The organism is Armatimonas sp. (assembly GCF_043757465.1).
GTDB lineage: Bacteria > Armatimonadota > Armatimonadia > Armatimonadales > Armatimonadaceae > Armatimonas.
Window position 1 is genome coordinate 1 of sequence record NZ_JAYVPL010000043.1, and the last position, 21,725, is coordinate 21,725.

A 21,725-nucleotide genomic window follows, 5' to 3' on the forward strand; every position below is an offset into this window, starting at 1 on the left:
AAAGTTTGTGGCTTGGGCTTCGTCGTTTAGATGGTTTGGAAGAGGGCTGGCAAATGGCGATGTCAGCCCTGTCGGGAAAAGATATGGGACAAGATTAGCTCGTAGAAGGGTAAGAGAATCGCGGGAGTCATGCTCTTTGACGGGAGAGCCCAAGTCAGAATAGCAGAATCAGCGGGAGGGCCAAAAGCGCCAAAAAAGCCCCGTATCCAGAAGACTGGACACGGGGCTTTTCCGATCGGTTCCCCCGTCGGACGGGGCTAGGGGGTTGGCCTAGTGATCGTGGTGGTGATCGCCGCCACCGGCTGCCGGAGGCTCGGGCTTTTCGGCGACGAGCGACTCGGTGGTGAGGATCATGCTGGCGATGGACGCCGCATTGGCTAGGGCGTAGCGGCTGACCTTTACAGGATCAATCACGCCAAAGCCGATCATGTCGCCGTACTCCTCGGTCAGGGCGTTGAAGCCATGCCCTTTGGCAAGACCCTTGACCTTGTTGACCACAACGGAGCCCTCCAGCCCGGCGTTGGCCGCGATGGTGCGCAGAGGAGACTCCAGTGCCTTGCGGACAATGTCCACACCGACCTGCTCGTCTTTATCGTCCACCGCGACATTGTCGAGGTCGGAGAGGATATTGATGAAGGCGACACCACCACCGGCGACGATACCTTCTTCCACCGCAGCGCGGGTCGCGGAGAGAGCGTCCTCGTAGCGGTGCTTCTTCTCTTTGAGCTCGGTCTCGGTCGAGGCGCCCACCTGGATAACAGCCACGCCACCAGCCAGCTTGGCGAGACGCTCCTGAAGCTTCTCTTTGTCGTAGCTGGAGTCGGTGTTCTCGATCTGCTTGCGGATCTGGTTGATACGGCCCTTGACCGCATCGGAGTCGCCACTTCCTTCGACAATCGTGGTGTTGTCTTTGGTAATGACTATTTTCTTGGCCTGACCCAGCATGTCGAGCGTGGCGCTCTCCAGCTTGATGCCCAGATCCTCGGTGATGAACTTGCCACCGGTGAGAATCGCGAGATCCTCCATCATGGACTTGCGACGATCCCCGAAGCCGGGAGCCTTCACGGCGGCGACATTCAGGATGCCACGGATCTTGTTGACCACCATGGTTGCCAGCGCATCGCCATCGAGATCCTCGGCGATGATGAGCAGCGGACGGCGGGTCTGCATCACTTGCTCAAGAATAGGCACTAAATCGGCAGCCGAGCTGACTTTTTTCTCGTAGAAGAGAATAAACGCGTTCTCGAAGATGCCTTCCATGCGCTCAGTGTCGGTGACGAAGTACGGGGAGACGTAGCCCTTGTCGAACTGCATTCCCTCGACCACTTCGAGCGTCGTCTCGCGGCCACGGGACTCTTCGACCGTGATCACGCCGTCTTTGCCCACTTTGTCCAGCGCGTCGGCGATGATCTCACCGATCTCTTTGTCGTTGTTGCCGGAGATCGCAGCCACTTGAGCCACCATCTCGCCATCAACGGGGATCGCATTAGCCTTGAGCGCGGCGACAGCCACTTCCACGGCCTTGTCAATGCCCTTTTTCACGGACAGCGGAGCGCCACCGGCGGCGACGTAGCGCAGGCCTTCGTTGACGATAGCCTGGGCCAGAACGGTTGCCGTCGTGGTGCCGTCACCGGCGATGTCGTTGGTCTTGCTGGCGACTTCTTTCACGAGCTGAGCGCCCATGTTCTCGAATTTGTCTTCCAGTTCGATCTCTTTAGCGACCGTGACGCCGTCTTTGGTGATCGTGGGGGAGCCCCACTTCTTCTCAATGACCACGTTTCGGCCACGAGGTCCGAGGGTCACCTTCACCGCGTTGGCGACCGCATTGGCCCCACGCTCAAGTGCGCGACGTGCCGCCTCATCAAAAAGCAGTTCTTTACTTGCCATAGTGTCTTATCCCTTAATTGCGTAGATCTGGTCCTCATCGAGGATGATCACGGTCTCATTGTTGAGCTTGAACTCGGTGCCGCCGTACTTACTATAGATAACGGTATCACCGACTTTGACGCTGAGGGCGTTGCGCTCTCCGCTGTCGAGAATGCGGCCATTGCCTGCCGCGATTACAGTGCCTTCCGTCGGCTTGGTCTTTGCCGTGTCGGGGAGGTAGATACCGCCCGCCGATTTTTCATCGGACTCAGACGGTTTAACCACGACTTTGTCACCTAGGGGTCGAATTGTCATGCGTTGTTCTTTCACGCCAAAATTAGCAGTCTTGGCTTTAGAGTGCCAACGGAAATTATACCCGTGCTCACAAAAAAGTCAAGAGATTTCCGGAGGTTTTCGCAGGAGAGAGGCATAAGAGAGGGAATAAGACAAGTCTGAAAAACGACGACGTGTATTAATTTATCCTGTTTAGCGATTATAATAGGGGGAGCGGCTCTTGCCGCGCCCGATCTTAACTGTTTTCGAGGAGCCTGAACAATCGTGTCGCATCGTTTTTCCGCCGCTACTGCGGCGCTTGCACTGATATTGCCTGCCGCTGCCCTGGCACAACAGCCGCCTACCCCGCCGGCAGGAGCGAGGCCCCAGGGAGGCCCCCCGCCGGGAGCGGCTGCGCCCTCTGCCGCGGGGAAACCCAAGCCCTACGCCGAGATCATCACCAAAGAGGCGAAGTCGGATCTCACTGGGCTTTTTAAGACCCACCAAATGGACGAGAAGTACTACTTTGAGATCCCCAAGTCGGTTCTTGGTAAAGAGGTCATGTGGGTCACCACCACCGAGCGCTCGTCGGCGTTCTATGGCTTTGGCCAGACCGAAGTGCAAGACCGGGTGATTCGCTTCGAGAAGCGCGGCGATAAAGTGCTGATGCGCGGCGTGAGCTACCGTATCCGCGCCAACGAGAACCACGGCGATGTGAAACGTGCCCTGGAGAAAGGCAATATCGAGCCGATCCTGGGAGTCTACAGTGTCGCGGCCTACGGCGACAGCGAGGCGATGGTCATTGACGCGTCCCCGTTGATCTACTCCAGCCTCTTTGGAGCGAGCTTCGATGCCAGCCGCAGCTTCGTGGAGAGCATGAAGTCCTTCCCGCAGAATGTTCTTGTGAAGGTGACGGGAACGCGTGCAGGCGGCGGCGCTCCTCCTAGCCCATTTGGAGCTCCCGGGGGAGGGGGAGCGGGCGCAGATACTGTCGTCATCAATCATAATATTGTGTTGTTGCCTGAGAAACCGATGATGCCGCGCCTCTTTGATAGCCGCGTCGGCTGGTTTGCCACAAGCTACCAGGAGCTGGGCGGAACCGAGAACAAAGTCAAAGACGTGACGATCATTGACCGCTGGCGGCTCGAAAAGAAAGACCCGAGCGCAGCGCTCTCCGAGCCGATAAAACCGATTACCTACTACATGGGCTCGGAGATCCCGACCAAGTGGAAGCCCTACATCAAGAAGGGGATCGAGCAGTGGAACGCCGCTTTTGAGAAAGCGGGCTTCAAAAATGCCGTCGTCTGCCGGGACATTCCCACCAAAGACGAAGACCCGGAGTTCGACGACGAGGATATCCGCTACACGGTCGTGCGCTGGCTGCCCTCGGGAGTGGAGAACGCCTACGGCCCGCATCTCTCCGATCCGCGCACCGGTGAGATTCTCAATGGAAGCCCCAAGATTTTCCACAACATCCTGAGCCTGATTCAGAACTGGTACTTTGTGCAGGCCAGTCACTCCGACCCGCGTGCTCGTAAGCTGCCGTTTTCGGAGGCGCTGACGGGCGATCTGCTCGCCTACGTGGTTACCCACGAGGTCGGACACACACTAGGCTTCCCGCACAACATGAAGGCAAGCTCGTCGGTGCCGATCAAGCTGCTGCGGGACCCTAAGTGGACGGCGCAGTGGGGCACGACGCCCTCGGTCATGGACTATGCGCGTAACAACTATGTCGCGCAGCCCGAGGATAAAGTCACTCAGCTCATGCCCAAGATCGGTGCCTACGATCACTTTGCCGTGGAGTGGGGCTACTCCGTTTTCCCTGGGGCAAAGACCTCCAAGGATGAGAGACCCTACCTCAATGCGATTGCGAATCGTCAGCTCAACAACCCGATGCTGCGCTTTGGCAATCCCTCCGGCGACGATCCGGGTCGTCAGATGGAAGACCTGAGCGCGGATGGAGTCGAGGCGACGCGGCTAGGGATGAAGAACTTGGAGCGCACGATGGACTGGCTCTCGTCCGCTGTCCTGAAGCCTGGCGAGGATTTCTCCGAGCTGGGAAAGATGTACAGCGAGGTTTTAGGCCAGCGTTCTCTAGAACTAAGCCATGTTCTGACCATTGTCGGCGGCGTCACCGAGACCGAGTACCATGCCGGGCAGAGCAGCAACCCGAACTATGCCCCGGTGTCCAAAGCACGGCAGAAGGCAGCCGTCCAGCTCTTCAACGACTTGGTTTTTACGACGCATTCCTTGCTGGTGCACCCTGAGATCACCGGCAGGACAACGGCGACAGGAACGGTGAGCCGCGTGCTGGGGGAACAACGCGGTATCATCGGGGGCCTGCTTAGCGACAGTCGTCTCAACCGCTTGGTCGAGTTCGAAGCGACTGCTACTGCGGTTGCCTATCCGGTTGGTGAGTTTCTGAACGATCTGAAGCGGGGCATCTTCAGCGAGCTGACTCAGCCTAAAATCATGACGGATCTCTACCGCCGCAACCTCCAACGAGCCTACATAGATGCCCTGGTCAGTAAGCTCGACCCGCCCGCTGCTCTTGTTTCTCCTGTAGGCGGAGCACCGGGAGGACGTCGCAACGCCAACTCCGGCCCGCTCTCTGGCGAGGCCAAGGTGCAGGTTCGTAGCGCCCTCACCGATATCCTGGCATTTCTGGCTGCCGCTAAGGGCAAGTCGGCGGATCGGGCAACACAGCTCCATATCGCGGATTCCTGGAAGCTGATTGACGAGGTGCTGAACCCGAAGAAATAGCATCGTCGCTCCAACCGGCGGGGTGACGCGATAAACTAAGTTTATGCAAATCATTCTGGCGACCCGCAACGCCCACAAGGTCGAGGAGATGCAGCAGCTTCTCCCCGACCTTGCGCTTTTACCGCTGCCCGATGATGCGCCCGATCCCGAGGAGACCGGCGCGACGTTTGTCGAAAACGCCCGTATCAAGGCTCTCTCTGCTGCGCAGCACACGGGTCTTCCCGCACTGGCCGATGACAGTGGGATCTGCATAGACGCACTGGGCGGCGCACCGGGTGTACACTCGGCCCGCTGGGTGAGCGAGGAGAACTGGATCCCCACGGTACTCGAAAAGCTCGCGGGCAAAGTCGGCGAGGAGCGCAGTGCCCGCTATGTCTGCGTCCTGAGCCTGATCGCACCCGATGGCACCGTGCTCGCCGAGTCCGAAGGGACGTTTGAAGGGCGCATCTCAGGCGAGCCGCGTGGCACGAATGGCTTTGGCTACGACCCGATCTTTCTCATCCCGCCTGATTATTTGCAAACTGTCGGAGAGATCAGCGCCGAAGAGAAACACGCCCGTAGCCACCGCGGCGTCGCAGCAAGGCAGTTACTCGAAAACTCCCCCGCCGGGCGGGGGCTGGGGGGGTGGCATGAAGATCTGCATTGATCCTGGTCATCCGTCGGAGGTGGGCGAGGGAACCCGTGGCAAGAAGCTCACGGAGATGCGTGCCGCCTGGCTGGTGGCAAAGCGCCTAGAGGTCCTGCTCAAAGCTGCCGGGCACGAGGTGAAGCTCACCAAGTCGAGTGAGAAAGAGTTTGTCAAAAACCGCAAACGCGCCGAGATTGCCAATGCATTCCAGGCAAATTTACTGGTGCGGCTGCACTGTGACTCGGAGGGCGGAACAGGTTTCTGGACGTACTTCCCCGATCGCCAAGGCACCGACTCGACCGGAAAGCGCGGGCCGAGTGCGGAGATTATTACTGCCTGCAAGCAGCGCGCCCCTAAGTTCCACGCCGCGCTGGCCGTTGGGCTCAAAGGTACACTGCGCGACAATGGCTGTCTGTCGGATACCCGAACGGCGGTAGGGAGCAAGCAGGGCGCACTCACTGGCTCGATCTGGTCACAGGTGCCCGTGGTGCTGGTAGAGATGTGTGTTCTGAGCAACGCCAAAGACGAGGCATTTTTGCTCTCCGAGGCGGGGCAAGATCAAATGGCAAAGGCGCTTGCCGCCGGAGTAAGAGCGGTTGGGTAGGCTCTAACCCCGACGGCACCCGCTTAGCCCTCGTTCTGTTCGATTTTCACGTCGCCACTCACGGACGAGAGAACTAGCATTGCGCCCGTTCCCTCCCCGATGGACTCACTGACAACCGCCATACCGGAGCTGCGCAGGTCGTGGGGCTGGCCGTCGCTGCCGCGTACCTTGCCTCGGAGCTCCCCATTACGAGTACGCGCTTCGAGTACGGCGTTGGTCTTGTAGGGGAGCGCGAGGACAATATCTCCGCTAACTGTGGAGATAATCAGCTTGCCCTGTGTTAGGGGAGACTTGGGGGCGACACTCAGGGTGCCAGAGACGGCATCCACGCTCAGCTCCTCGTCAAAGTCGCACTCCTGTACGCTGGCATCCCCCGAGACCGTTCGCAGATCCAGCCGCTTCCCGGTGACTCCCTTCAGGGCACTATCACCTGAAACCACGGCGAGGGTGACACTCGGAAGCATGGCCTCGGTGAGGCTGATATCACCGCTCTGGCTCTCTGCCTTAAAGCTGGCACCATCGAGTCGGATCGCCTGAATGTCCCCAGAGGCAGTGTGGGCACCGACGGCTCCTACCACGCCCTCAATGTAAATATCCCCGGAAGTTGTCTCTGCCGCCACATCTCCAACAATCTCCGCCAGATGAATATCACCCGACTGGGTTGCGGTAACAGCGGTGGCCTTGATTCCGCGTACGGAAAGATCTCCCGAGGGCGAGATCAGGGAGACTTTAACCCCATCGGCAGGAACAAATACCTTGAGATTCAGCTCGATGCGGCGCACTTTGACCGTGCCTGTTGCCTGGATCATCCCGCCACCTTCGGTTGCCTCAGCGGTTACTTGGATGGCGTCCACGGCGCTCTGTGCTTCGTCGGGTGTTGCGGCCCAGATGCGGAGTGTGCCCGCAGCACGTACCTCGGGGAAGTCGCCGCCCTGGACGGCGATATCGCCGAAGGGGTTTTTTATCCGTAGTGTTCCGCCTTTTGCGACATCCAGTGTGACCTCATATGCCTGCTCCTGTGTGGGCTCCCCTTGGAAGCCCTGGGTGATATTAGATAGGTTGATATCAATGTTGCCAATGGAGTCGCTGACTTGCTTACCGATCTTACGTGCTTGTTTGGCGGCATTGGAAGCAAAGCGTCCGGCGTCAAAGTCTCGGAACGAGCCCGCAATGCTCTTGGCACCAGGGAGTCCTTTGAGCGCCTGGTTGAGTGCACCAATCGGATCGTGAGATTTCTTGGCTTCCTCGATCTGCTCTTCCGCGGCGGCGAACTGCTGATCAATGCCCGCCACTTTCTCACGTGCCGCTGCGATCTTCGCCCGTGCCCGTGTTAGAGTCTCCGTCTCAAAGTCATCGTCAGCCCCCGATAACGGGGGAGCCAGTGCGGGTGGCGGGGGCGGTGGAGTTGGCGCTTCGGGGGCGGGCTTTTCCATTGCCGCCAGAAGCTGGGAGGCTTCGTCGGCAGTGATCTTACCTTCCTGTAAGAGCTGCAAAATCTTAAGGTTCTCGTCTTTGGACATCGTGGTATTCTTTCTTCTTAGAGATCCGCCAGGAGCTGTGCAGCTTGCGTGGCGGTGAGAGTGCCGTCTTCCACCTGCCGCAGTATGGCGCGGCGACGGGGGTTTTCCGGGAGGGCTTCCGCTTCTTGCGTCAGAGCCCCTTCGAGTGCGTTGACGGCGGCATCGAGGCGGGCACGGACGGTGGGATAGGAGAGGCTGAGCATCCGCTCGACATCACGGATGACGCCTCTGCAGCGGACAAAAGTTTCGATAAAGCGCTGGTGCTCGGTGGGCAAGCGTGCCAGCGGTGGCGGCGGGAACTCCCCACAGAGCCGTGTACGGCAGGCGGTACAGCTCAGCTCGGAAACACGGAGTGCTCCGTCACAGACGGGGCACTGCTGCGGGCTTGGATTCATGGAGATAATCTATCTCATATTTTAATAATGTCAAGTCTGGTATTGATATTATTAATAAGTTAACTGTCGCCCCGATCACCGCGGAGTGAACTGAAGACGAAGAGGAGCGCTCCGAAACAGGGCGGGGTGGCGCGTGGTGTCCACATCGAAGGTCTTGCCGATATTATTGCCCGCGAGGTCTTCCAGGAGCGGCGAGACACGGAGGGTATAGCGACGGTGTTGCCAGGGCTTGTCTGGTGTGAAGCGCCAGCGGCGCTCGTGGTCGTCCAGCGCAATGGTGCCTCGTACACCCTCCACCGTGAGAAGGCGCTGGGCAAGCGCATGATCGAGCGGCTGATTGAAGACGACGACCAGCGGGCTCCGTGAGCCCGCCTTGGGCGACGTGATGCGCCAGCGCGACGGCTCTATCGCGGTGCGGTTCGCCACCCCTACTAGAAATGCCTTGCGAAAGGGAGCCGCAAGAGGAGCACCCTGCCCATCCTGCCAGCGCGAGGCAATCTCCAGTGTGTAGCGCTTCCCCACTTCCAGCGCCCCGCCAATGTCTTCCAGAGGCTTGACACCCCGCTTGATGCGCCCAGGGTCGAAGAGCAGGGTTAAGCGGGTCATCGCCGGGTTCCAGAGCTCCTCGGCCAGCTCTAGAAACGGCAGCTCGACGGGCTGGCCCCCAGCTTTCAATAGCCGAATGTGACGATACGAATCGCCACGACTCATGGGGGCGGAGAAGTGCAGGTAGAACTTGAGCAGGTTGACAGGGACGGTGTCCGCCGTCGGGTAGACTTGCACGACTCGGGTGGGGGGCACAGGAATACGCGCGGGTAAGCGAAAACTTGCCGAGGCCGTGCCACTGATGGCGTAGTAAGTCGTGCCCGGCAGCAGAGAGAAGCGCGGCTCAAAGATTTGTGTGCCGTTGCGAACGCGATAGGTTCCCGCCATCGGGGTCTCGCGCTGCTCTCCGGCAAAAACTTTAAGGGGGACTTTATCAGGCAGGCCGGAGCCCTCCACCGACGCCCTGTTTGAGCCTTGCGGCCCAGGAACCCAGCGTAGCGTAGTGCTCTGGCCTGCCCGTGGGGTCATGGCAGGAGACGGGTTTCGAGGCTCATTGCTCCGCTCTCTTCACGCAGAAGAACCACCGCCATTGTGTTGTCCAGCTTATCGAGCTGATCCACGTTCTTCCAGTCCGCCAGAGTCTCGTAGCCGACCCCTTTTTTATCGGCAACGGGTGCAGTGATCGGCTCGGCCTTGTCAATGCTATCGGTGACGATCTTCATCACGCCCCGGCTGCTATTGGCCATGAGCAAGTTCACCCGACCGTCTTTTTGGTAGGAAATGATGTCCAGCGGGCGGTTGCGGTTGCCTAGCTCCGCGATGGTCTTGCCCTGGATCTTTGCCCCCGGTTTAATCGCACTCAGCGGAAACTGGACGAGCGGAGTGCAGGTGTAGGCCGCTAATACATGCGCCTCTTTCCCGATCATGAACGGGACAAATGTCCGGATCGGAGCGCGTGTCTCAAAGCGCCCGTGGGCTCCGTGGTAGATCTCCACACTGGTCGGATTACTTGTGTCTTTGAAGGGGAATGGAATCGAGCGCAGGGTGGCGGCGAACTCCTCATTGGAGAGCCCCGCAACCAGTAAACGCCCATCCTGGAACGCCAGATCCGTGATGGACTCCAGCCGTGGATTGCTTCGTCCTGTGGTGGTTTCCGCCGGAGCGGCGGGGAGTGCCACTTGCGAGAAGTGCACCTTCTCCAGCGCGACCAGCTCAATCTCACTCTCACCCTTGACACGAACCAGCACGGGAGTCGCCTCCGGGCCGCGCCCACGGGAGACGGAGAGGTAGATATTGCCCGACACGGGGTTGACCGCCATGTCCTCAATCAAAATCTGCGCGGGCTCCGTGCCCAGCAACCCCGCAATTTTCTTCTCCAGCCCTACGAGCTTCAGTGACGACGCGGCTTTGCCCGGCTTCGTATCGTCGGTGGAGATAGCCACGATGGAAGCCGCCTTGGTATCCGCGATAAAGAGAATACCCTCTGGGCCGAAAGTCAGTGAGCCCATCGAACGAAAGCTAGGGGCCCCGAGGCGCATCCCTGCAGTTGCTTTTCCCGCATGCACACCACCGACAGTGAAAAGAGCCAGCGCGGCTCCTACGATAAAACGTTTCATAGCAACACTCCTGCCAAAAGATAGCTCAGCATTCGCGTAGGGAACTTGCTATTCCTTCTTTTGGTCGTCGGTAATCGCCAGCCAAAAGGGATAGATGCTGTGTCGGCGCTCTTTGTCCCAGAGATGCAGTGTCAGAGGCACCGACGTACTGGGTTTGGCGTTGGACATGACCTGAAGCGTGAAAGGTGCTTTCAGGGGGAACGCGCGGTACTCGCTGGGAACCACGATCGCCGGGTCTTGTGAGGTGAGAACGGCGTAGGCCCAGGGGCCAGGGATTTCCGGCGGTGTCCAGCCCAGAATCGCACCAGGCATAATCGGCTTATCGGTCGTGCCACTGCCCTTGGGAGCCAAGCTGCCTTTTTGGGGCGGCGGCAGCTCTCCGGCAGTGTCCAGCCAGAAGCGCCACGCCTCCCGCACATTGGTCTCGTACTCCTTGGCAATCTCACGTTCGGGCGGATAGCGCCCTGCGACACCTTTGGTCTTGCTGGGAGTACTGATCTCGAAGTTGAATCCATAGATGCCGTAGCTATAAAATGCGTGGGAGTAGGTCAGCCCAGAGTTCCCCCCACGCACGCCCGGTGCGGGCTCGCTCCCGGGTGTGCTCTTGGTGATCGGGTAGGGGGCGTCTTTCTGGCGCTGCTGCATTCCTGTCGCGATCTTGGCGTAGCGCAAGTAGTCTTGCTCGATGGTGTGCGCGGGGAAAAGTATCTCCCGTAGAGGGCTATGGATGTCCATAAAAGCCCGCAGGCTGGGATGCTCCGCAAAGAAACGATCTAGCGCCTGGTTCTCTGGCTCCGAGAGCGCCGAGAGACCTTCGAAAATATCCGCGCCCGGTCTTGCGGTCGAGTCGTTCCAGGTGGAGTCTATCTCGCGGCCACCGCCCCAGCGAACCGGGAAGTTACGGTTCAGATCCACTCCGAACGTGCCGTCGGCATTGGGCACGCGGTTTTTACGCCAGTCTTTGTGTGTCTCCTCCCAGAGCTTGCCGTCCACATTGAACATCGGCACGTACCAGAGGCAGCGCTGATTCTTCCAGCCCGCCGCCAGCTCCTCTTCAATAAAGCGCAGGGTGCAGTAGGCGGGCTGCTGCTCACGCGGATGAATCCCTGAGAGCCACATCAGCTCCGGCGTTCCGGGCTTCCCGATGCGCACTAGGGGGATACTGCGCCCTTCACGCGTCTTGCCCGGAAGTACGGAGAGCTCGACCAGCTCCGGATACTTTTGTTTCCACACCACAATGCGCTGCTCGATCTGAGCAAAGGTCATAAGCCGCCCACTTGCACCACTCGTGACCCCCTCCGGCTTCTCGGAGGGGGAAGTTTGGGCTTGGCTGATGGTGGGGGTGGTGACGAGAAGGCAAGCGAGGGGAAAGGTGAAGTGTTTCATAGAGTTCCAAAAGCCCGTCGCCTTGAGAGCGACGGGCTTTATTGTCGTCGGTGGCTACTGCTGGCAGCCGAGCTGTGGCAATAAGCACGGCGCACACGAAGCCGCCGCGATCCCCGTGCCCGTCAGAACCGTGGTACAGAGCGCCAGGTAGCGGTTGTCATTGACAGGTGGGTAGAAGTCCGCGCTGAGCTTGCGGGCCTTCGCGTGTCCATCGGCCCAGAGCACGTTGGTCATCCCATTGTGCCGGCCACGGGGGGCACCGTAGTCGTTGGCACTTGCCATCAGGCTACTACCCGAGTGGACGAGCAAGTAGGGGTAACGGTTCGCGGTAGTGGGGAAGCCGGTCGCCGCAGCCGTAGCGCGCTTCTCGGGCCAGAGATCCGAGGTGCCAAACGCAGCAGTCTGCGCTGTGGAGGCACCGTCTACGATCAGGACAATCTCAGCGGGCTTATCCATTGCGGGAAGGGAGCTGGTCATGACCCCACCATTGGCGTTGTTATTGCCGCCGAGATAGTAGTTGTAGGCATAGGTCACCACAAAACCATTTCCGATTCCACAGCCTGCTGGGTCGGCAATCGTTCCTACCGTGATCCCCGCTGTGCGGGGCGCTGAGGGGCACTGGAATACCTGGGTGTTTTTGATGTACGGCTGGATCATCGCGGGCCAGGAGCAGCGTGTGCCACTCGCGGACGTGCCCCACATGCCCATGAGGAGCATCTCGTCGTAGTCCTGTGAGTACATCATCAGGCCTGTCCCGATCTGCTTCTGGTTAGAGAGGCACGAGGCGGCACGGGCTTTCTCGCGGGCCTGGGCAAAAACGGGAAAGAGAATGGCGGCTAAAATCGCGATAATAGCGATCACCACCAGAAGTTCAATCAGAGTAAAAGCACGACGCATAGTCGGGTAAACCTCCAAAAAGAGAAAGTTTGTCCCGGGTGCCCAGGCGGACGGCAGGACAGAGGATTGCTATCGGCGCTCCCTCGGGGGCGTTCCCCGTGCAAGCTTTGTGAACAAACTTGCCTTTGCGCCAGTGACGCCGACAGTTAAGAGTATACCCCGACACACAATAAAATCGCTCCGGTAAGAGGCACGCCTGCCCTTACTGGAGCGATCTTGGAGTTACATTGTCATTAGGGCTTTTGCAGGGCGAAGGGATCGCGGCCCCATCACCTTGCGAAGCTCTGGTCACAAGATTGTGATGCTGGAAGTATAGGATTTACGCGCGGCACCCGCTGTGACTTCCCGCACTCTGCTGTGTGATCTGCATCATAGTGCATCTGAGAAGGAAGCATCGCCGCCGATGTCGAAAAGTATCTTCTGTGAACGAGGGAGTTTTAGAGGAGCCACGTGCTCAGGATATTCTTCTCTACCGAAAAGTCGCGATTGCCGTTGTCGCGACCCATCTCGGACTGGAAGACGCTTTTGTGGAGTCAGTGCTGCTCGACGAGATGGACGAGTATCTGGAGTCACTGGTGGAGGTTCGGGAGCGGCTTAAGACGGAGCACTACGACGAGTACCTCTCGCTTCTTTCGCGCGAGGTCATTGTCCGCTACGCTGCCACTGCCGCCGAGGGGCTTGCCGCCGACCCGGAGAGCGTCCTCGCGCGCCGCCGCATCATGGGCGACACGGGGGGATTTGGGCTTGTGGACAATGTCAACGCCGTGGTACGCCTGCACGAGATCTTTGAGGTTTTGGAATCCCCCCACGCCGAGAGCGGTGCGGAGGCGATTCTTGTCTCCGTGAAGCGGCAGCTCTGTAACTACTACAACGCCGTCGCCTACGACCTTGTGCGTGGCCCGCTCCTGCCTGTCATCATTGATGTTGCCGAGGAGTACATTCACAAGGACCAGCTCTCCGCCGCAAGAGTGCGCGAGCTGGTCATCGCCGCACAGTAACTACTCTTTGATTCGCCGTCGGTAGGCAATAAAGCCACCGAGAGTGTAGAGCAGTGTCCCTGCCCAGATGAACCAGATCAGCGGCTTGGTGGAGAGCTCCACAAAGACCGCATCGCCGGGATCGGGCGCGTTGAAGGTCTCGAAGCGCAGGGTCTGGTAGGTGGCGAACTCCTGCATCCGGCGGCCCTCGTTGTAAGCGCTGAAATCCTTCATGAGCGCTTGCTGGAACGCGGGCGTCCCGGGGGCACCCGCCTCTTTGGCCCGCGCGACGGCAGCCTCGGAGGCGGACTGCTTCTCCTTAATCTCTTTCTCAGTGGGAGCGGGGAGCATGCGCAATATCACTTTTCCGTGCTTGCCACCCGGGCCTGGAATCTCGACCACTTCAGAGTACGCGCCGCCCGCAGACGGCTCGTGGCGCACGGCTACTTTTACCGGAGTCTGCTTGCCCTGGTAAGTAACAATCACATTGGCGACCATACGCACTGCAGAGAGCTTATTAAAATCGGCCTCGCTATGCTTGGCAAGCACAGCTTTGGCTTTCTCGTCTAAGTCGTAGCCCATTAAGGTGAAGGTGTAGTCCCCAAAAGTCTTGGTCTCCCCGCGCTTTAAGGAGAAGAGCCAGTTGGAGCTGGTGGCATCGGGCTGATCCACGAACTCTTGTGCCTCACCACTCAGAGCTAAGTAGACATCACCCCAGAACTTATGATGAATGGCGGGCGGGTTGGATTGAGGGGAGTCCTTGCCCTCCCACGGGACATACGAGTAGTGCGGCTCGGCGTCCCACTGCGAATTCCCATCTACTACCTTGATCCGAATGGCGTTGTCACGCGCAAACGGGTCCATGGTGTAGCCTTCATAGGTCAGCTTGTAGCCTAGCGCCTCGGTCGGCTGGTTCTTGATGAGCAGAATGCCCTCTTTATGCTTGGAGAACATCACCAGCCCCGCAAGCCCAGCCAGTAATAAACCAATTCCCGCATGGGCGACGTGTCCCCCAATGCTCAGCCGTCCGCCTTTCGATTTTAAGCGCGGGGCGATGAGTATTGCATTGGCGATCACGCAAAACAGCGAGGCGGCAAAGAGCAGTACCATCGCTGGGTGGCGCAGGCCCAGGTACATTCCGACCGCTGTAAAGGCCATCGCGAGCACAATTGCGGTGATGTAGGCGGGGAAAAGCTTTTTGTACGCACTCGGGGCATCGCCGTTTTTCCAGGTCAGGAACGGTGCGGCCGCCATCAGCAGCAGCATCCCAATCGCAGGGGCATAGAGCGCTTTGTTGTAGAACTCTGGCTCAGCCGCCTGCCCTTTTGCGCTCCAGAGCTTGGTGAGTAGCGGTCCGGACATTCCCAGCGCCACAAAGAACCCAATCAGCCCGATAATAATTCCCGCCGCCGCAAAGCCCGTCTCGCGGCTCAGAAACGCAGCGCTCTCCTGTGTCTCGCTACGCTTGGGAATATCCCAGTTGCGCAGTAGCAGCAGACCGAGCGGAATAAAAGTCCACATCAGAACGCCGACTAGGATCAGCCAGAAACCGTCGCTGCCCAGCGAGGAGAACGAGTGGACGGAGAAGTCGGAGAGAACGCCGGTGCGCGTGAGAAACGTCCCGTAGAACATCGCGGCAAACGGGAGAATCCCCAGGAAGAAGTTCGCCTTGCGCCAGGAGCCGTTCTTATTCTGAAGAACCAGGCCGTGCAGCAGCGAGGTGAGAAGCAGCCAGGGGAAAAGCGAGGTATTCTCGACTGGATCCCAGGCCCAGAAGCCGCCCCAGCCCAGAGTTTCGTAGGCCCAGAAGCCGCCAAGAGAGAGCCCGAAGCCGAGTGTGGCAAACGAAAAAAGGGTGCAGGGAAGCGCGGACTTCACCCAGCCGTCCCAGTCGCGGTGCAGCATGCCGTAGATCGCCCAGACCGAGGGAAGAATGGTGGAGGCGAACCCCAGAAAGAGAATGGGAGGATGGATGACCATCCAGTAGTTCTCTAGCGACGGGTTGAGGCCGCGACCATCGGCGGGAATAGGGCCTGGAGGAACGGCAAAGGGACACTTGACGAGAATAAGGCTCAGGAGATAGACCTGTGCGATCCCGAAGATCGGCCACGCCTTGGCGCTATTCTTCCCGCCTTTGTAGGCTAGCCAGAGCCCGAGCATCGCCGTCCAGAACGCCCAGAGGAGCATGGAGCCTTCTTGACCACCCCAGAACGCCGCCATTAAATACCAGGTCTTGGTGCGCCGCGAGGTGTACTCCGCAACATAGTGCACCTGGAACTGGTGGGTGGCGATCAGGTAGGCAAGATAGGTACAGGCCCCGACCACACTCGCGGTTGCTAGCGCCACAAAGCGTTTCGCCCAGTCGCAGAGTCCGGTGCGATCGGCCTTGCCGCAGAGCACAAAAAGCACATTGGCGATCACCGTCGCCGCCAGTGCAAACCCGAGAAGTGTATATCCTAATGGCATTGCTTTAATTCGCCTTGACTTCCTCTTCGTACTTGCTGGGGCACTTCACGAGTAGCTTTCGCGCCTCGAAGTACTCACCGTTCCAGCTCCCAATCGCCGTCACTTGCGTCGCCTGATCAAAGTTTGCGGGCTTGGAATGTTTAAAGCGCACCGGCAGTGTCTGGCCGGTTTTTTCTTCTTTTATAGTGAAGTTAAGAACGCCCGTGTAGGTAATCGGCTGCGAGCGGTCCAGCGGCCCCATCACTTGAAAGACACGGTCTTTGCCCGCCTTGGCTTCCTGGAACGAGACATAGGGCGTGAGATTGGTGACAAACTGACCGGCACCGTAGGCGAGCGCCCCAAAGATCAGTACGATCGCCACGGTGGTTCCTGCTTTAAGTTTCATTGTTTGTTCTCCAGACGCGCCATGCGTTTCTCTAGCGAGCTCGCTTTCTTATCGAGCATCCAGACAAAGGCGAAGACGCCTACCCAGATCACGACAGCCACGAGTAGTAGAAAGGCCATATTCATAATTAGTAGTCTACCTCCTCCAGCGCCAGACGCGCACGGTCAAGCTTTATTGCAATACTTTGAATCCAGAACATTAACGCCAAAAGGGGGGGGAGAATTCCCATGTAGATTGCCATGCGGTAGCTGGGGCCAAACTGGGCATTTTTAGGGTGGAGAGAGTCCATGTACTTGGGGATCACGTAGCCCAGCAGCGGTGTCATGACAGCCACAAAAATCCCGAAGACGGCGCTGATCGCTGCACGCTTTTCGATGTCCTCGATACTGCCACGCAGAACAAAGTACGAGCAGTAGATCAGCATCAGCATAAAGACACTTGTCTCACGCGGGTCCCAGTTCCAGAAACTTCCCCATTGAATGTAGGCAAAGATCGAACCCGTCGCGGTGGTTAGGACGCAAAACAGGAGGGCGAGTGCGGCCCCCGACGCCGACTTGGCATCGTCGAGTAGCTCTCGCTTTTGAAGGTACTTCCAGCCGTGCCACGCGGACATCCAGGAAGCAATGACTGCCACATAGGCGCAGGGTAGGTGCAGTGCAACTATCCGTGCGAGCTCCGGGTTAGCGAAGTTCTTTGCGGCGGGCAGCTTCAAAAAGACATAGGCCAGCCCCGCCAGCATCCAGAGCCCGATCCCGATTTTTAGCTCTTTTTTCATTTCTTTACTTAGTCGTTCCAGATAAAGTCAAACAGCCAGAGCGAGAGAGTGATCGCTGCCGCCGTATAGATTGTGAGCATGGCAATGTCCACACCCGCCACCTGCCACACTGATTTCTGAATGCTCTCCATCCCGATTCCGAGCGCAGCCTTGGTGCCATTGAGACCCACTTGAAATGCAGGAGCCAGTAGCGGAAATGCTAGTGCTGCGAGCAAGCCGCCGCGTGCCGTGGTCTGTGCTACCAGAGCGGCCATCGTGGTGAAGATTGCGGCAATCGCGAGTGTTCCCATCCCTAGGACGCAAATCAAAACGCCCGCGTTCACTCCTCTCACTTGAAAGAGGGAGAAAAGTACGGGTGCGGTCAGGCTATTGAGCAGGAGCATCAGGAGGGCATTGAAGGCAAACTTGCCCACCCAGACATCATTGGCGCGGGCGTGCAGCCGTAGTGCCAGCGCTGTGCTGCGCTCCGCCTCTTGTACAAATGCCCGCCCTAGGCCCGTCGCCGCGGTGAAAAGTGCCAACACCCAGATCAGCGCACCTGTCATCTCCGCACTGGGGAGCTTAGTGGACTGTCCTAGCCCTAGCCCCAGTAGCAGCAGCGCGCCCACCACAAAAAGCCCGACCCCGGAGAGCGCGACCCGTGTCCGCCACTCCGTTCGCACCTCCTTGAGAAAGACTGCGGCTACGCCCTGCATGATTGAGTTGTTTGTACCATTTTTCACAAGCATTGTCTATACCGTACAATGCCTGCATGGACTTTCTGGCGGCGACTCTGCGGCTCTGGGCTCCCCTGGCGCTGGCGGCGCTGGGGGGCGCACTCTCCGAGCGCGTGGGGGTGATTGCGCTCGGGTTGGAGGCAAAGCTTTTGGCGGGTGCCTACGCCGCGGTGAGCGTAGCCGTGCTCTCTGGTAGTGCGTGGCTGGGGGCGCTAGCCGGGATACTCGCGGGAGCACTGGTCGGGCTTCTCCATGCAAGCCTTGTGCTCTTTGCTCGGGTTCCCGCTGTGCTCTCAGGCGTCGGGCTGAACTTAGGACTTCTTGGGCTGACGACATTTCTGCTCCGTGCCCACGGCGAGGCGGGGCTGAGCACGCAGGCACGGTTTCCCGCCGAAGTGGGGATTCCTCTTGTGATCCTACTGGCTGGGCTGACAGCCTTTGTGCTTACTAAAACGCCGCTGGGGCTACGTGCACGGGCGTGTGGAGAGAAGCCAGAAGCCGTGCGCTCGGCGGGGCTAAACCCGGAGAAGATTCGCCTGGGGGCGGTGAGTGCAGCCGGCGCACTGACGGGGCTAGGTGGTGTCTTGCTGGCACTGATGGGGCTGGGGGAGTTCACGGAGAACATGACCTCGGGGCGTGGCTACATGGCGCTGGCGGCGGTAATTTTAGGGCGCTGGAATCCTCTGGGCGCCGTGGGGGCGGCGCTACTCTTTGCCGCAGGCGATGCTCTGGTGGGAGCTCTACAGAACGCTGGGCTGGCCCGAACCCTGCCCCCAGATATTCTCCAGCTCCTGCCCTATATCGCGGCCCTTCTGGCACTGGGGCTGGTGCGAGGCCGCGGGCGCGCTCCGGCGGCGCTGATTACAACATAGATTTTTTCCTATTGGCATGGAGTTTGCTAGGCATCTCTGCCAAGATGCTATTTTTTCGTCGCCCTCCGCCGCGGGTCACCGTCGCCCAGCTTATGGTTTGGGCACAGTCCCAGATCGCTCTTGGAGTTCCGCGTCAGGCTATCTGTCGTGGCTGGCTCGATCAGGATCGCAGTGGTCTCACCCCAGAAGAACAGGCGGTCTACGAACAGGCGGAGCGCCAGCTCTTTGGGGAGATGGTTGCGAGGAACCTGCGGGGCGCTGAGCTGGAAAAAGAGGGCTTGATCTACGAAGCTATCCAGGAGTTTGAAGCGAACCTAGCGGATAAGTTTCTGGGTGAGCATCCCTACAAGCGGCTCCAGGCGATCTATCTGGCGCGCGGCGACTACAACAGTGCCCTGCGTGTCTCACGGATCCATGTGGAGATTCTGGCGCGCTACCGTCGCCCTGAGCCCTGCTGGGAGGATGATAGTGAGGGGGAGCTTGCGGTTGCGAAGTCCGTGCTGGCCCGCTTACGACTCGTGGATACTTAGGCTGCCATCGCTCAGGTAGATTCGCTCATCGGCTCCGGAGAGCATGCCCGCATCGTGGGTGACCACAATAACCGTCCCCTGCGTGCGCCATGCTGCCAGTGCCTCAATCACGCGATGCCCGTTGGCTTGGTCCAAAGCCGCCGTTGGCTCGTCGGCAAACAGAATCTCCGGCTCATTGATCAGCGCCCGTGCCACCGCGACACGCTGGCGCTCACCGCCAGAGAGCTGGCTGGGAAGCTTGCCCGCCATCGTCGCTAGCCCTAAACTCTCCAGAAGCTCCAGGGCTTTTTTACGTGCCGCTGCATCGGGTTTTGGGGCCGCGACCACAATATTCTCCAGCGCAGTGAGATAGGTTAGCAGAAACGGCTGCTGAAAGACAAACCCAAAACGCGTCCGGCGCAGACGCATCAGCTCGGCGTCGGGCAGGTGAGAGAGTGTGGTTGACCCGAGCCGCACTTCGCCTCCCGTGGGGCGCTTGAGCCCGGAGAGCAGATACATCAGACTGGACTTGCCCGAGCCCGATGGTCCCATGATGCCGTAGAACTTTCCCGGCGGCAGGCTCAGGCTCACCTCGCGCAGGGCATAGGTCGTGCGGTCACCATCACGGTAGGCGAGCGCAATTTTTTCACAAGACAGTACTTCCATAAATCTTAATATTTCCTAGCGTCTCTCAATAATTGTCACCGGATCGAGCTTCACCAGGCGGTAGGCAATGGTTGCCACGGAGAAAAGCGTAATGCAGATCGGCACGGGGATCGTGTGGGCGTAGGCATCCAGATCAAAGGGGTCGAGAAAGAGCCCCCGCGCACGAAACACCGACTCGCCCAGAAAGCGCATGAGCAGCGCGGTCGAAGTCGCGCCCACAATCCAGCCCGCCACATTGAGCAGCGCCGTCTCCGCTAGAACGCGCCCGATCAGGCTGGGTCGGGAATAGCCAATCGCCGCCAGTACCCCAAACTCTGAGAGGCGCTGGGTGAAGTAGATATTAGCGAGCATCCCACTCATCAGGGTAATGGCAAAAATCACCGCCGCCGTGACCACGCCCATGATCAGATATAGGGATTCCAAGCTCTCGCGCACCTCGGTGATGAGGTTCTCTTTAGAAAGAAGCTGGACCTCGTTGGGAGAGAGCTTGCCCTTGGACTTATCCGTGACCGGCATCATTGCCCGGTTGAGCGCATCGCGCTGGTTAATATCTTTCCAGGTGTAGAGCGTGCAGCGAGGATTGAGCAAGAAGTAGCTGGTGCAGAAGCTCCTACTCGTGAACCCGACCCAGACCGGGCCTTTTAGGATTCCTACCAGCTTCACCGGCACCGGAGCCGCTGTCGCCATCCCGCCTGGCTCCGTGGGGCTGACGACATTGTCTCCAATCTTGAGCTTCTTATTCTCGACCATCGGCTCGGAGAGCACGGCTTCTGGCATGCCTTCTGCGGGCAAGCGCCCGGCGATCAGGGGGGTTCCCATGCGCTGCATCAGATAGTCGCGGTCGTCTTCCGGCACGCCTAGCACCACAAACGGCAGGCGGCCCATCACGGTTTTGATGTTGCACAGAAAAAACGCCCCCTCCATCGTCCGCTCAACCCGTGGATCCGCCTCCACGATCTGGCGCTGCGCCACCGGGACTTCACGAAAGCGCTGCTGGGGAAGCACATAGGTGAAGTACTCCGTGTAGCGGTAGATCGTCCGCACGGTGAGATCAATCGCATTGGCGAGCACCGTCACGCCCGCGATCAGAAAGACCGCGAGAACGATCACTAGGCCCATTGGGAGAGCGCGCGACGTGTTGCGGCGAAAATAGACGAGCGGAGAGAGCGGGTTTGTCATGTTCGTGAAAAATAGTACAAACTCATTGTACCAGAGTTCTCATTGAGCAATGCGAGGGGATGTTTCGATAGAGCTTACATGCAATGCGGTGCCCGGAGATCCACTCCCAAAGTTTCGGATGGCAAAGTTCAAAAGAAAAACAACTGGCAGCCAAGCACGGACTACTACCATGCCCCGGAGCCACGGATGGTTCTGGTGGATCGTCAGCGACCTCGCGAGGGCTTTAAGCACGTTCTGCGCAAAGAGGACATCTATAGATTTCTGGAGCTTCTCCCCGACTGGAATAAACTTGCCGTCGGTCTGAATGCCATCGTGCTGGCTCCGGGAAGCGAGTGGGCGGATGGCTACTACTACCACTGCGGCGTGGTGCATGTCTGCGCCTGGCAGGAAGACCTCTGGACAGAGTGCTCTGAGAGCTACTACCAGGGCCACGCTGAAATTTTCGAGCGCCTGGGAGTTCCCTGCGACGCGCTCCCCAGCGGCAGTTTTCTCTGCAAGTTCGACGAGGCTAGTGTCCGCGCCTACCAGCTCCTTCATATCTTGCTCCATGAGCTCGGCCACCACCACGACAGAATGACCAGTCGTTCCCAAAAGCGCACAGGACGGGGCGAACCCTACGCGGAAGCCTATGCCTTTGAGCACGAAACCATCATCTGGGAGCGCTTCTGGAAGGCTTTCCCCTGAAC

General features: G+C 59.1%; 22 protein-coding genes and 1 riboswitch. Of the genes, 7 read left to right on the forward strand and 15 right to left on the reverse strand.

Going from position 1 to position 21,725, the window contains the following annotated elements; all coding sequences use genetic code 11:
- Window positions 1-270 precede the first annotated feature (270 nt).
- Window positions 271-1,887 (reverse strand): chaperonin GroEL, encoded by a 1,617-nt coding sequence (gene groL / locus ACH2ED_RS05655; RefSeq protein ID WP_395089233.1) that lies wholly within the window; start codon window positions 1,885-1,887, stop codon window positions 271-273.
- Between the two features lie 6 nt (window positions 1,888-1,893).
- Window positions 1,894-2,181 carry a co-chaperone GroES gene (locus ACH2ED_RS05660; protein WP_309691002.1) on the reverse strand — a complete coding sequence of 96 codons (288 nt, stop codon included), beginning with the start codon at window positions 2,179-2,181 and terminating at the stop codon, window positions 1,894-1,896.
- A 243-nt stretch (window positions 2,182-2,424) separates the two neighbouring features.
- Here ACH2ED_RS05660 and ACH2ED_RS05665 point away from each other — a divergent pair, with 243 nt between their 5' ends.
- From ACH2ED_RS05665 to ACH2ED_RS05675, 3 genes are read left to right on the forward strand one after another with little or no spacing between them, the layout of a single operon-like run.
- Window positions 2,425-4,902 (forward strand): zinc-dependent metalloprotease, encoded by a 2,478-nt coding sequence (locus tag ACH2ED_RS05665; RefSeq protein WP_395089234.1) that lies wholly within the window; start codon window positions 2,425-2,427, stop codon window positions 4,900-4,902.
- A 43-nt stretch (window positions 4,903-4,945) separates the two neighbouring features.
- Window positions 4,946-5,548: an RdgB/HAM1 family non-canonical purine NTP pyrophosphatase gene (gene rdgB, locus ACH2ED_RS05670; protein ID WP_395089235.1), complete on the forward strand. Its 603-nt coding sequence runs from the start codon at window positions 4,946-4,948 to the stop codon at window positions 5,546-5,548.
- Window positions 5,532-6,134, forward strand: a complete 603-nt coding sequence (locus tag ACH2ED_RS05675) for an N-acetylmuramoyl-L-alanine amidase (RefSeq protein ID WP_395089236.1) — start codon at window positions 5,532-5,534, stop codon at window positions 6,132-6,134. The genes rdgB and ACH2ED_RS05675 overlap by 17 nt, the downstream gene beginning before the upstream one ends.
- A gap of 23 nt (window positions 6,135-6,157) precedes the next feature.
- Here ACH2ED_RS05675 and ACH2ED_RS05680 read toward each other — a convergent pair whose 3' ends face one another.
- From ACH2ED_RS05680 to ACH2ED_RS05705, 6 genes are all read right to left on the reverse strand, one after another.
- Window positions 6,158-7,654 carry a DUF4097 family beta strand repeat-containing protein gene (locus ACH2ED_RS05680; RefSeq protein WP_395089237.1) on the reverse strand — a complete coding sequence of 499 codons (1,497 nt, stop codon included), beginning with the start codon at window positions 7,652-7,654 and terminating at the stop codon, window positions 6,158-6,160.
- A 17-nt stretch (window positions 7,655-7,671) separates the two neighbouring features.
- Complete coding sequence (locus ACH2ED_RS05685) at window positions 7,672-8,049, reverse strand: DUF2089 domain-containing protein (protein WP_395089238.1); 378 nt, start codon at window positions 8,047-8,049, stop codon at window positions 7,672-7,674.
- A 75-nt stretch (window positions 8,050-8,124) separates the two neighbouring features.
- Window positions 8,125-9,123, reverse strand: coding sequence for an Ig-like domain-containing protein (locus tag ACH2ED_RS05690; RefSeq protein ID WP_395089239.1), 999 nt, complete (start codon window positions 9,121-9,123; stop codon window positions 8,125-8,127).
- Window positions 9,120-10,211: a hypothetical protein gene (locus ACH2ED_RS05695; protein WP_395089240.1), complete on the reverse strand. Its 1,092-nt coding sequence runs from the start codon at window positions 10,209-10,211 to the stop codon at window positions 9,120-9,122. The genes ACH2ED_RS05690 and ACH2ED_RS05695 overlap by 4 nt, the downstream gene beginning before the upstream one ends.
- A gap of 48 nt (window positions 10,212-10,259) precedes the next feature.
- Window positions 10,260-11,597, reverse strand: a complete 1,338-nt coding sequence (locus tag ACH2ED_RS05700) for a M14 family zinc carboxypeptidase (RefSeq protein ID WP_395089241.1) — start codon at window positions 11,595-11,597, stop codon at window positions 10,260-10,262.
- A gap of 54 nt (window positions 11,598-11,651) precedes the next feature.
- A complete protein-coding gene (locus ACH2ED_RS05705; protein ID WP_395089242.1) occupies window positions 11,652-12,494 on the reverse strand; it encodes a DUF1559 domain-containing protein in 843 nt (280 codons plus the stop codon).
- 33 nt (window positions 12,495-12,527) lie between these two features.
- Window positions 12,528-12,642, reverse strand: a riboswitch (ZMP/ZTP riboswitch).
- 274 nt (window positions 12,643-12,916) lie between these two features.
- Between ACH2ED_RS05705 and ACH2ED_RS05710 the strand changes: the two genes are divergently transcribed.
- Window positions 12,917-13,492 carry a hypothetical protein gene (locus tag ACH2ED_RS05710; RefSeq protein ID WP_395089243.1) on the forward strand — a complete coding sequence of 192 codons (576 nt, stop codon included), beginning with the start codon at window positions 12,917-12,919 and terminating at the stop codon, window positions 13,490-13,492.
- Here ACH2ED_RS05710 and ccsA (ACH2ED_RS05715) read toward each other — a convergent pair whose 3' ends face one another.
- The 5 genes from ccsA (ACH2ED_RS05715) to ACH2ED_RS05735 are packed head-to-tail and all read right to left on the reverse strand — an operon-like array spanning window position 13,493 to window position 17,819.
- Window positions 13,493-15,937 carry a cytochrome c biogenesis protein CcsA gene (gene ccsA / locus ACH2ED_RS05715; RefSeq protein WP_395089244.1) on the reverse strand — a complete coding sequence of 815 codons (2,445 nt, stop codon included), beginning with the start codon at window positions 15,935-15,937 and terminating at the stop codon, window positions 13,493-13,495.
- Between the two features lie 4 nt (window positions 15,938-15,941).
- A complete protein-coding gene (locus tag ACH2ED_RS05720; protein WP_395089245.1) occupies window positions 15,942-16,322 on the reverse strand; it encodes a cytochrome c maturation protein CcmE in 381 nt (126 codons plus the stop codon).
- Window positions 16,319-16,447, reverse strand: a complete 129-nt coding sequence (locus ACH2ED_RS05725) for a CcmD family protein (protein ID WP_395089246.1) — start codon at window positions 16,445-16,447, stop codon at window positions 16,319-16,321. Before ACH2ED_RS05725 ends, ACH2ED_RS05720 begins: the two co-directional genes overlap by 4 nt.
- Before the next feature lie 2 nt (window positions 16,448-16,449).
- Window positions 16,450-17,097 (reverse strand): cytochrome c biogenesis protein CcsA, encoded by a 648-nt coding sequence (gene ccsA / locus ACH2ED_RS05730; protein ID WP_395089247.1) that lies wholly within the window; start codon window positions 17,095-17,097, stop codon window positions 16,450-16,452.
- Between the two features lie 8 nt (window positions 17,098-17,105).
- Window positions 17,106-17,819, reverse strand: a complete 714-nt coding sequence (locus ACH2ED_RS05735) for a heme exporter protein CcmB (RefSeq protein WP_395089248.1) — start codon at window positions 17,817-17,819, stop codon at window positions 17,106-17,108.
- Window positions 17,820-17,848: 29 nt separating this feature from the next.
- Between ACH2ED_RS05735 and ACH2ED_RS05740 the strand changes: the two genes are divergently transcribed.
- Together ACH2ED_RS05740 and ACH2ED_RS05745 are read left to right on the forward strand one after the other, a co-directional pair.
- Entirely contained in the window at window positions 17,849-18,685 is an 837-nt protein-coding gene (locus ACH2ED_RS05740; RefSeq protein ID WP_395089249.1) for an ABC transporter permease, read from the forward strand.
- A 44-nt stretch (window positions 18,686-18,729) separates the two neighbouring features.
- Window positions 18,730-19,215 (forward strand): hypothetical protein, encoded by a 486-nt coding sequence (locus ACH2ED_RS05745; RefSeq protein ID WP_395089250.1) that lies wholly within the window; start codon window positions 18,730-18,732, stop codon window positions 19,213-19,215.
- Here ACH2ED_RS05745 and ACH2ED_RS05750 read toward each other — a convergent pair.
- Window positions 19,195-19,860, reverse strand: a complete 666-nt coding sequence (locus tag ACH2ED_RS05750; protein WP_395089251.1) for an ABC transporter ATP-binding protein — start codon at window positions 19,858-19,860, stop codon at window positions 19,195-19,197. The genes ACH2ED_RS05745 and ACH2ED_RS05750 overlap by 21 nt on opposite strands.
- A 15-nt stretch (window positions 19,861-19,875) precedes the next feature.
- Complete coding sequence (locus ACH2ED_RS05755) at window positions 19,876-21,039, reverse strand: ABC transporter permease (protein WP_395089252.1); 1,164 nt, start codon at window positions 21,037-21,039, stop codon at window positions 19,876-19,878.
- Between the two features lie 78 nt (window positions 21,040-21,117).
- Here ACH2ED_RS05755 and ACH2ED_RS05760 point away from each other — a divergent pair, with 78 nt between their 5' ends.
- Complete coding sequence (locus ACH2ED_RS05760) at window positions 21,118-21,723, forward strand: hypothetical protein (protein WP_395089253.1); 606 nt, start codon at window positions 21,118-21,120, stop codon at window positions 21,721-21,723.
- Window positions 21,724-21,725: the final 2 nt, after the last annotated feature.

What these genes read in the sequence shown, in the direction of transcription:
- groL (WP_395089233.1), bottom strand. Translation starts at nt 1,887, where the DNA reads ATGGCAAGTAAAGAACTGCTTTTTGATGAGGCGGCACGTCGCGCACTT.
- ACH2ED_RS05660 (WP_309691002.1), bottom strand. Translation starts at nt 2,181, where the DNA reads ATGACAATTCGACCCCTAGGTGACAAAGTCGTGGTTAAACCGTCTGAG.
- rdgB (WP_395089235.1), top strand. Translation starts at nt 4,946, where the DNA reads ATGCAAATCATTCTGGCGACCCGCAACGCCCACAAGGTCGAGGAGATG.
- ACH2ED_RS05675 (WP_395089236.1), top strand. Translation starts at nt 5,532, where the DNA reads ATGAAGATCTGCATTGATCCTGGTCATCCGTCGGAGGTGGGCGAGGGA.
- ACH2ED_RS05680 (WP_395089237.1), bottom strand. Translation starts at nt 7,654, where the DNA reads ATGTCCAAAGACGAGAACCTTAAGATTTTGCAGCTCTTACAGGAAGGT.
- ACH2ED_RS05685 (WP_395089238.1), bottom strand. Translation starts at nt 8,049, where the DNA reads ATGAATCCAAGCCCGCAGCAGTGCCCCGTCTGTGACGGAGCACTCCGT.
- ACH2ED_RS05690 (WP_395089239.1), bottom strand. Translation starts at nt 9,123, where the DNA reads ATGACCCCACGGGCAGGCCAGAGCACTACGCTACGCTGGGTTCCTGGG.
- ACH2ED_RS05695 (WP_395089240.1), bottom strand. Translation starts at nt 10,211, where the DNA reads ATGAAACGTTTTATCGTAGGAGCCGCGCTGGCTCTTTTCACTGTCGGT.
- ACH2ED_RS05700 (WP_395089241.1), bottom strand. Translation starts at nt 11,597, where the DNA reads ATGAAACACTTCACCTTTCCCCTCGCTTGCCTTCTCGTCACCACCCCC.
- ACH2ED_RS05705 (WP_395089242.1), bottom strand. Translation starts at nt 12,494, where the DNA reads ATGCGTCGTGCTTTTACTCTGATTGAACTTCTGGTGGTGATCGCTATT.
- ccsA (WP_395089244.1), bottom strand. Translation starts at nt 15,937, where the DNA reads ATGCCATTAGGATATACACTTCTCGGGTTTGCACTGGCGGCGACGGTG.
- ACH2ED_RS05720 (WP_395089245.1), bottom strand. Translation starts at nt 16,322, where the DNA reads ATGAAACTTAAAGCAGGAACCACCGTGGCGATCGTACTGATCTTTGGG.
- ACH2ED_RS05725 (WP_395089246.1), bottom strand. Translation starts at nt 16,447, where the DNA reads ATGAATATGGCCTTTCTACTACTCGTGGCTGTCGTGATCTGGGTAGGC.
- ccsA (WP_395089247.1), bottom strand. Translation starts at nt 17,097, where the DNA reads ATGAAAAAAGAGCTAAAAATCGGGATCGGGCTCTGGATGCTGGCGGGG.
- ACH2ED_RS05740 (WP_395089249.1), top strand. Translation starts at nt 17,849, where the DNA reads ATGGACTTTCTGGCGGCGACTCTGCGGCTCTGGGCTCCCCTGGCGCTG.
- ACH2ED_RS05745 (WP_395089250.1), top strand. Translation starts at nt 18,730, where the DNA reads ATGCTATTTTTTCGTCGCCCTCCGCCGCGGGTCACCGTCGCCCAGCTT.
- ACH2ED_RS05750 (WP_395089251.1), bottom strand. Translation starts at nt 19,860, where the DNA reads ATGGAAGTACTGTCTTGTGAAAAAATTGCGCTCGCCTACCGTGATGGT.
- ACH2ED_RS05755 (WP_395089252.1), bottom strand. Translation starts at nt 21,039, where the DNA reads ATGACAAACCCGCTCTCTCCGCTCGTCTATTTTCGCCGCAACACGTCG.
- ACH2ED_RS05760 (WP_395089253.1), top strand. Translation starts at nt 21,118, where the DNA reads ATGCAATGCGGTGCCCGGAGATCCACTCCCAAAGTTTCGGATGGCAAA.